The following is a 6,530-nucleotide window of genomic DNA, read 5'->3' as shown; positions in this document are numbered from 1 at the left end:
GGGTTTATAAAAGCCTGAAACAACGTAATTACGTTGATACATAATATAGTCTCTTTGTACAGTGCGTAAGTCCTAAATACATAAAACTTAAATTTTTTATTAAATTTAATTCAGCTATCAATGACTATCCTGCCTCCTATTGAACTGAGGAAGGCGAACGAACAACCCGTGTTTGTCACACCTTCTGACCGTCTCAATCATCTTCTCAATCGTTTTCAGCCTTCTCCCGAAGTTCTAATATTACTTTTTGCAATCCTAATCGGTGGCGGTACTGGTATGGGAATAGTGACCTTCCACTATTCTATCCAAATAATTCACCACTTCATGCTCGAAATTCTCATGGGTAAAATCGGGGCTTGGGGAGCTTGGACTTTAGCTTGTGTACCAATTTTGGGCGGATCAATCGTTGGCTTGATGCGTTGGCGTACCCAAGATTTTGGACCGAGTTTATCTTCGTTAATTGCAGCTTCCCAAGTTGGGAGATTGCAACAACAACTACGTCCTGTGACAAAAATGCTCGCAGCTGCGGTTTCTTTGGGAAGCGGGGCTTCCCTCGGACCAGAAGGACCAAGTGTGGAAATTGGTGGCAATTTTGGTATCCTACTGTCTCAAGCACTCCAAGCGTCCCAAGAGCGGCAGCGTTTGCTCTTGGGTGCAGGGGCTGCTGCTGGTTTGGCAGGTGGATTTAATGCCCCCATTGCTGGGGTCTTTTTTGCCCTGGAAGTGGTATTGGGAGCAACCTCATTTGCAACATCGGCTGTTAGTGTCGTCCTTTTAGCTGCGGTTGTGGCTGCATTAGTGGCTCAAATTGGCTTAGGTTCCCAACCTGCTTTTGCTTTACCCGTTTATCAAGTCCGCAGCCCTTTAGAGTTACCTTTATATATTGGCTTGGGTTTAGGAGCTAGTTTTGTCTCCCTTGCCTATATAGAAGCAGTTAGACGGGCTAAAGATTTGTTTGCTGGGAAGATACGTTATTTGGAATGGTTTGCCCGGATTCCTAAGCCGATTCATCCAATTATTGGCGGCGCGATTGTTGGGATTGTAGCCTTAAAGTTTCCCCAGATTTTAGGCGTTGGCTATGGAACAGTACAAGCAATGCTACAAGATGTGGAAGTGTCGCTTCAGCTTTTAGTGACGCTGCTAGTTTTGAAATTGGTGATGACTGCCATTAGTGCCGGGAGCGGTTTTGTTGGTGGTTTATTTGCTCCTGCAATGTTTTTGGGTGCTTCCTTTGGGGCTGCTTATGCAAAAATGCTGGCATTACTCGCACCCGATATTGCCATACACATGGCTGCACCTCCAGCCTATGCAATGGTGGGGATGGCTGCTGTTTTAGCTGCTAGTGTGCGTGCGCCTTTAACTTCTATTTTATTATTATTTGAATTAACCCGCGATTATCGAATAGTTTTACCATTAATGGCGGCTGTTGGCTTGAGTTTTTGGCTGATGGAACGGATGAAACCAAATAAAAGCTCTAATGTCAATTTACAACAAATCGGTCTTCCAGAATTAAAAGACGAGCAGACGGAAATTCTCCGCAAAACTTTGGTTGAGAGTGCCATGCTTCGCAATCCAAAAAAACTGCCAGCAACAATGAATGTGTTGGAGGCAGCTTTGGAAATGTGGCGCGATCGCGTTCGTTGTGCTTTAGTAATTGATGACAATGAACGTTTAATTGGTATAGTCTCCCTCGGAGACATCAATCGCGTCCTTTCTTTCTGGCAAAAATACAAAAATTCACCAATTGAAATTCCCCTAAATTTATCCAATCAAATCTTGAAAGATATATCAACCACTGATATCCTCTATGCTTTTAGCGATGAACCTTTATCCGAGGCTTTAGATCGGATGGCATTAAGAGCTGTACAACAATTACCAGTGGTCGCACGCGATCAACGTGATATGATTTTAGGCTTACTAGAACGCGAACAAATTACATTAACTTGTAATTTGGCAGTAACATATAAAGCACTTCGTAATAGCTTACCAGTACCGTGACCTAATAATTCACTTTTCCTCGCTTATGTACGGACGAGAAGGTATGCCAAAAAGTCTTAGGGAACACCAAGAAATAAATTCTTCAATATTGTAGGGGTGGGGAGACCCCACCCTTCGCGTGATAGTGTTGGTAAATATACGATTTGAAGATTTTATTTTCTGGAAGTCTCTTAGTTGAGTTAAATATAGTTTGATTTTTGCGAATATTGTAGGGGCAAACGGTTGTTTGCCCTGGTTTTTATTGTATTTAAACAAGAAGCGCTATAGATACCGTTGCTAGACAGGAGCCAATTATCGATAGTCGAATCAATCAATAATCAAAATTTCGCAGGCTAAAAATAAATGAGTTACTAATGAGTGGTAATAACTCATTAGACATAACTCATGATTATATAACTTATCGAAGATGAATCGAGCGCATATAAAACTCGATTGGAGATTATGCTTCCAACTAAGTACGAGTGTTATTTCGTCCTGAAAACCAGGCATTGAAATATTCCGTATCTGAGTATTTGCAGACGACAGATGACTAATGATAGATGACTAATAACAATGATTCAGCTTAGGCTGTAGCTTCTGCAACTTCGCTTTCTTCTTGTTCTTCCATGTCTACCTGCTTGAGACGAATGTGCTTCTTCCCTAATGAAATCACAAACTCGTCTCCAGCCTGAAGACCCATTTGTTTTGTGTAAGCCGAACCTATTAGCAAATTACCGTTAGACTGTACGCTAATTCGATAGCTAGCGCTGCGTCCACCACGTCCATTTGCACTAGGGGAACTATCTAACTGAATGCCTTCTGCATCAATTAAGGCATTCAAGAATTTCATCATGTTGACACGTTCGACACCGTTTTTGGTAACGGTATAGTAGCCACACTGCTTGGCTTTGTCGTCTTTGCTCAGATTCTCGAGTTCTTTGACTTTCTTGAGCAATTCTTCGCCGACTAGGAGTTCAATTTTTTTCGGTTTAGCCATCAACTTAGAACAAAAATGAATGGTTGAAAAGGTGGAATCGGTTTTATTTTAGCTGACAATTTGCTCATGTGAGCAAAACAATTTTAGTTTGTTATATCAGCCTAGCCAAGTATATTACATAAGTAGATAGATTAGTTACATTTTTAGCGATATTATTACAAGAATTTTATTTAGAGAATGTTGTCAATCGACATAAGTAGGTTGATCTGATATGGCAGCAGTACATCAAGTTTTGTAAGGAATAAAACCAAAAGGTTATAAACGGATTCAGATGATTTCTTGCTTAGGCTATTTGGATTGAAGCTAAATCGGTAAGCTTCTAATTACGGTAGGGAAAATGTTTTCCTTTTTAATTTTATTCAAAGAGTGCTGTCTGCCACCCATATATCTACCCTATATATATCTATATATATATATCTGGTTTGGAAGCGACTATTATGCTCTTTACGCTATAGTTATTTAAGAAACAGCCACAGTATGGCTAAAAAGGTAATCTAGCTGTTGCCTATGATAGTTATCATAAATAATGTTTGGTAACAAATTATGATCATGACATGTTCGTTATTCATCGATATTTGTCGATTGCTAGTAATACACTAGGGGTGTCACCCCACAAATGTAACAATAGATAGCACCGGATTTATTAAGTTAGAACTAATAACTAATAACTAATAACTAATAGTTGGCGTTCAAATAATGAAACTCACAACTCGCGGACACTACAGTGTCAAGGCTTTGCTGGATTTGAGCTTACAACCAACGGGTTCTACTGTGTCTGTTAAAGTCATTGCCGATCGCCAAGATATTCCTGCACCATATCTCGAAAAATTATTAATAGAAATGCGTCGTGCTGGGCTAGTAAAATCAACTCGTGGAAGCATTGGAGGTTACAAACTAGCAAAAGCACCTGCACAAATATCGATAGGAGAAATTTTAGAAGCTGTTGGAGAAGATATTACCCACACACCACAACATTCTGCAACTCCAATACATGCTGAAGATTGGGTGACAATAACCTTATGGAGAAGGCTGAATCAAAAACTGAAAGAAGCTTTATATAGCATTACCCTAGCCGATCTCTATTATGATGCTCGCAGTTGGCAAGCTTCTTTAGGGCAAGAAGCTAGTTTTATTGTTTAGATGATTTTAAAGATTAGGGATTGGGAATTCGGAACTACCATCATCTATATAATTAAAATGTTTGCTGGGTAATGTAACGAGGATTCTGGATTCTGGATTTTTGCCAAATGACATCTACCGTTGTTTTAATCATTGCAGCAATATTAGATTACTTAATTGCCGATCCTATTAACTGGCTTCATCCAGTTCAAGTAATGGGGTGGATAATTTCTGGCTTCACAAAACTATCTTGGCGATTTTGTCAAACTTCTTGGACGCAGCGATTAGCAGGAATTTTTCTGGGGATTTTCTTAATAACAGGTAGTGGTGCGATCGCTATTTTGATGATTCAAGTAACTCGATGGCTAAACCCGATACTGGGGATCGTGATGGAATCAATTTTGCTTGCTAGTTGTTTTGCTACTAAAAGTTTAAAAAATGCTGCCGAAAATGTTTTACAACCATTAATATCGGGAGACATCGAGCGATCGCGTTTAAATCTCAGTCAGTTTGTCGGCAGAGATACAGAAAATCTCTCCAAAGCTGAAATATTACGTGCTGTTCTGGAAACAGTTACAGAAAATGCCACCGATGGAGTTATGGCTCCTCTGTTTTATGCAATCATTGGTGGATTGATTCCTGGTGTCGGTTCTGTACCCTTAGCCTTAGCCTACAAAGCCAGCAGTACCCTAGATTCAATGGTTGGTTATAAGGAAGCACCATATACTTATCTCGGTTGGTTCAGTGCCAAAACAGAAGATTTTCTCACTTGGATACCCTGCCGTCTCACAGTTGTCACCTTAGCGCTGATTTCCGCTAAACCCATGCAAGTATGGCGACTTTGCGATCGCGATGCCAGAAAAGACTCCAGCCCAAATTCCGGTTGGAGTGAGTGCGCTTATGCAGCTATTTTATCGGTGCAAATGGGAGGTCCAAACTCCTATAAAGGAGTCATCAAAGACAAACCATTATTAGGTGACAATATCTATCCCATCCAACCCGAAACCATCTATCAAGCTTTACAATTAACCCGATACTGTTTTTTATTATGGTTAGGGGTTGCCACCTCCCTACTTCTAATTGCTGGGATAAGCGAAGCTTAATTATGATAAAAAGGGAAAATTCCCAATTCCCAATTTTTCAAATTTATATATAGTGTAATTAATGGCTTAGGTGTATCAGTATGTCAGTAACCCAGCCCTAAAGGGACTGAGCTTGCAAGAGAAATCAAACAAGCTGTGCTGACCAGACTACACTGAGCTTGTCGAAGTGTAGCCGTTATTTGAGTCACGACACCCTGGGATGCCTAGCTAGTCCCCCGCCCTGTCGCTTGTGATTAAACAGTTCTAAGGTCACTGGGACAGTGTTGCAAGCCTAACAAGCTCTCATAACAGGTCGTTCGCGAAGGGTAGCTAACATAACCCCAGAAATGGGAGGCTCGAAAGAGCAAAACCATTGTGCGTACAGGGTTGTAAGGTTTAAATTGGTAATTGTCCCAATGAAAGTACATTACAAAAGTATACTGAGCCAAGCAACTCCAAGGCGGTAATGGAAAGATTCAATGCTGTTAAAACGGCGAAATGTGCCACGGGGATGCATCTCTGTGGACACTTTCGCACTCGTGTCGCTTCCCTCTCAGCACGCTTTGTGACTGAGTTTCCCGCATACCGTGAGGTCTTATGAATCTGTCTGCAAAAGTGGTTGAGATTCTCTCGCCGGAAGAACTCCGTCGCACCGTGACCCGTCTGGCTTCTCAAATTATTGAAAGAACTCGTGATTTATCACAGTTGGCTCTTCTCGGTATTTATACTAGGGGTGTGCCGCTAGCTGAATTATTGGCACGTCAAATCGAAGTGTTAGAAGGCATTTCTGTATTGGTGGGGGCATTAGATATTACTTTGTATCGTGATGACCTTGACCAAATTAGTTTACGAACTCCTGCTAAAACCCATATTCCATTTGATTTAACGGGGAAAACAGTTGTTCTTGTTGATGATGTCATTTTCAAAGGTAGAACAATCCGTGCGGCTTTGAATGCGGTACACGAGTATGGTAGACCAGAAGTGATTCGTTTAGCTGTTTTGGTTGATAGAGGTCATCGCGAAGTTCCAATCCACCCTGATTTTACTGGGAAGCAATTACCTACAGCAAAGGAAGAAATTGTCAAGGTTTATTTACAAAATTTAGATGGACGTGATGCTGTCGAGCTGATTGCTGATTGATTGGTCAGAAGGCAGAAGGCAGAAGGCAGAAGGCAGAAGGCAGAAGGCAGAAGGCAGAAGGCAGGAGGCAGAAGGCAGAAGGCAGAAGGCAGTTTTTATACAAGTGAAATAAGCTTATATTGCTCCCCTTCCCTTGTACTACGGTGTACACACAAGTCCTATCTGCAAGGGTTTTAAGCTTTCTATACTCTTTCCTCCTCATTCCCAGGCTCTGC

At 41.2% G+C, this 6,530-nt stretch carries 5 protein-coding genes; 4 read left to right on the top strand and 1 reads right to left on the bottom strand.

The window, feature by feature from the left end:
- The first annotated feature begins 120 nt into the window (after window positions 1–120).
- Window positions 121–1,998: a chloride channel protein gene (locus CK510_RS24180; protein WP_095724104.1), complete on the top strand. Its 1,878-nt coding sequence runs from the start codon at window positions 121–123 to the stop codon at window positions 1,996–1,998.
- A gap of 562 nt (window positions 1,999–2,560) precedes the next feature.
- On the opposite strand, the gene CK510_RS24175 is transcribed toward CK510_RS24180, so the two are convergent.
- Window positions 2,561–2,974, bottom strand: a complete 414-nt coding sequence (locus CK510_RS24175; RefSeq protein ID WP_095724103.1) for an AbrB/MazE/SpoVT family DNA-binding domain-containing protein — start codon at window positions 2,972–2,974, stop codon at window positions 2,561–2,563.
- A gap of 696 nt (window positions 2,975–3,670) precedes the next feature.
- Here CK510_RS24175 and CK510_RS24170 point away from each other — a divergent pair.
- The 3 genes from CK510_RS24170 to pyrR all read left to right on the top strand — a co-directional run bounded on the left by CK510_RS24170 (window position 3,671) and on the right by pyrR (window position 6,315).
- The gene (locus CK510_RS24170) at window positions 3,671–4,114 is read left to right on the top strand and encodes an Rrf2 family transcriptional regulator (RefSeq protein ID WP_095724102.1); all 444 of its coding nucleotides are present in this window, start codon (window positions 3,671–3,673) and stop codon (window positions 4,112–4,114) included.
- 107 nt (window positions 4,115–4,221) lie between these two features.
- Entirely contained in the window at window positions 4,222–5,196 is a 975-nt protein-coding gene (gene cbiB, locus CK510_RS24165) for an adenosylcobinamide-phosphate synthase CbiB (RefSeq protein WP_095724101.1), read from the top strand.
- A gap of 576 nt (window positions 5,197–5,772) precedes the next feature.
- Window positions 5,773–6,315: a bifunctional pyr operon transcriptional regulator/uracil phosphoribosyltransferase PyrR gene (gene pyrR, locus CK510_RS24160; RefSeq protein WP_095724100.1), complete on the top strand. Its 543-nt coding sequence runs from the start codon at window positions 5,773–5,775 to the stop codon at window positions 6,313–6,315.
- Window positions 6,316–6,530 lie beyond the last annotated feature (215 nt).

This window comes from Brunnivagina elsteri CCALA 953 (genome assembly GCF_002289455.1).
Lineage (GTDB): Bacteria > Cyanobacteriota > Cyanobacteriia > Cyanobacteriales > Nostocaceae > Brunnivagina > Brunnivagina elsteri.
Note: the sequence above shows the minus strand (reverse complement) of the source record. Positions and strands in the feature narration are given on the sequence as shown.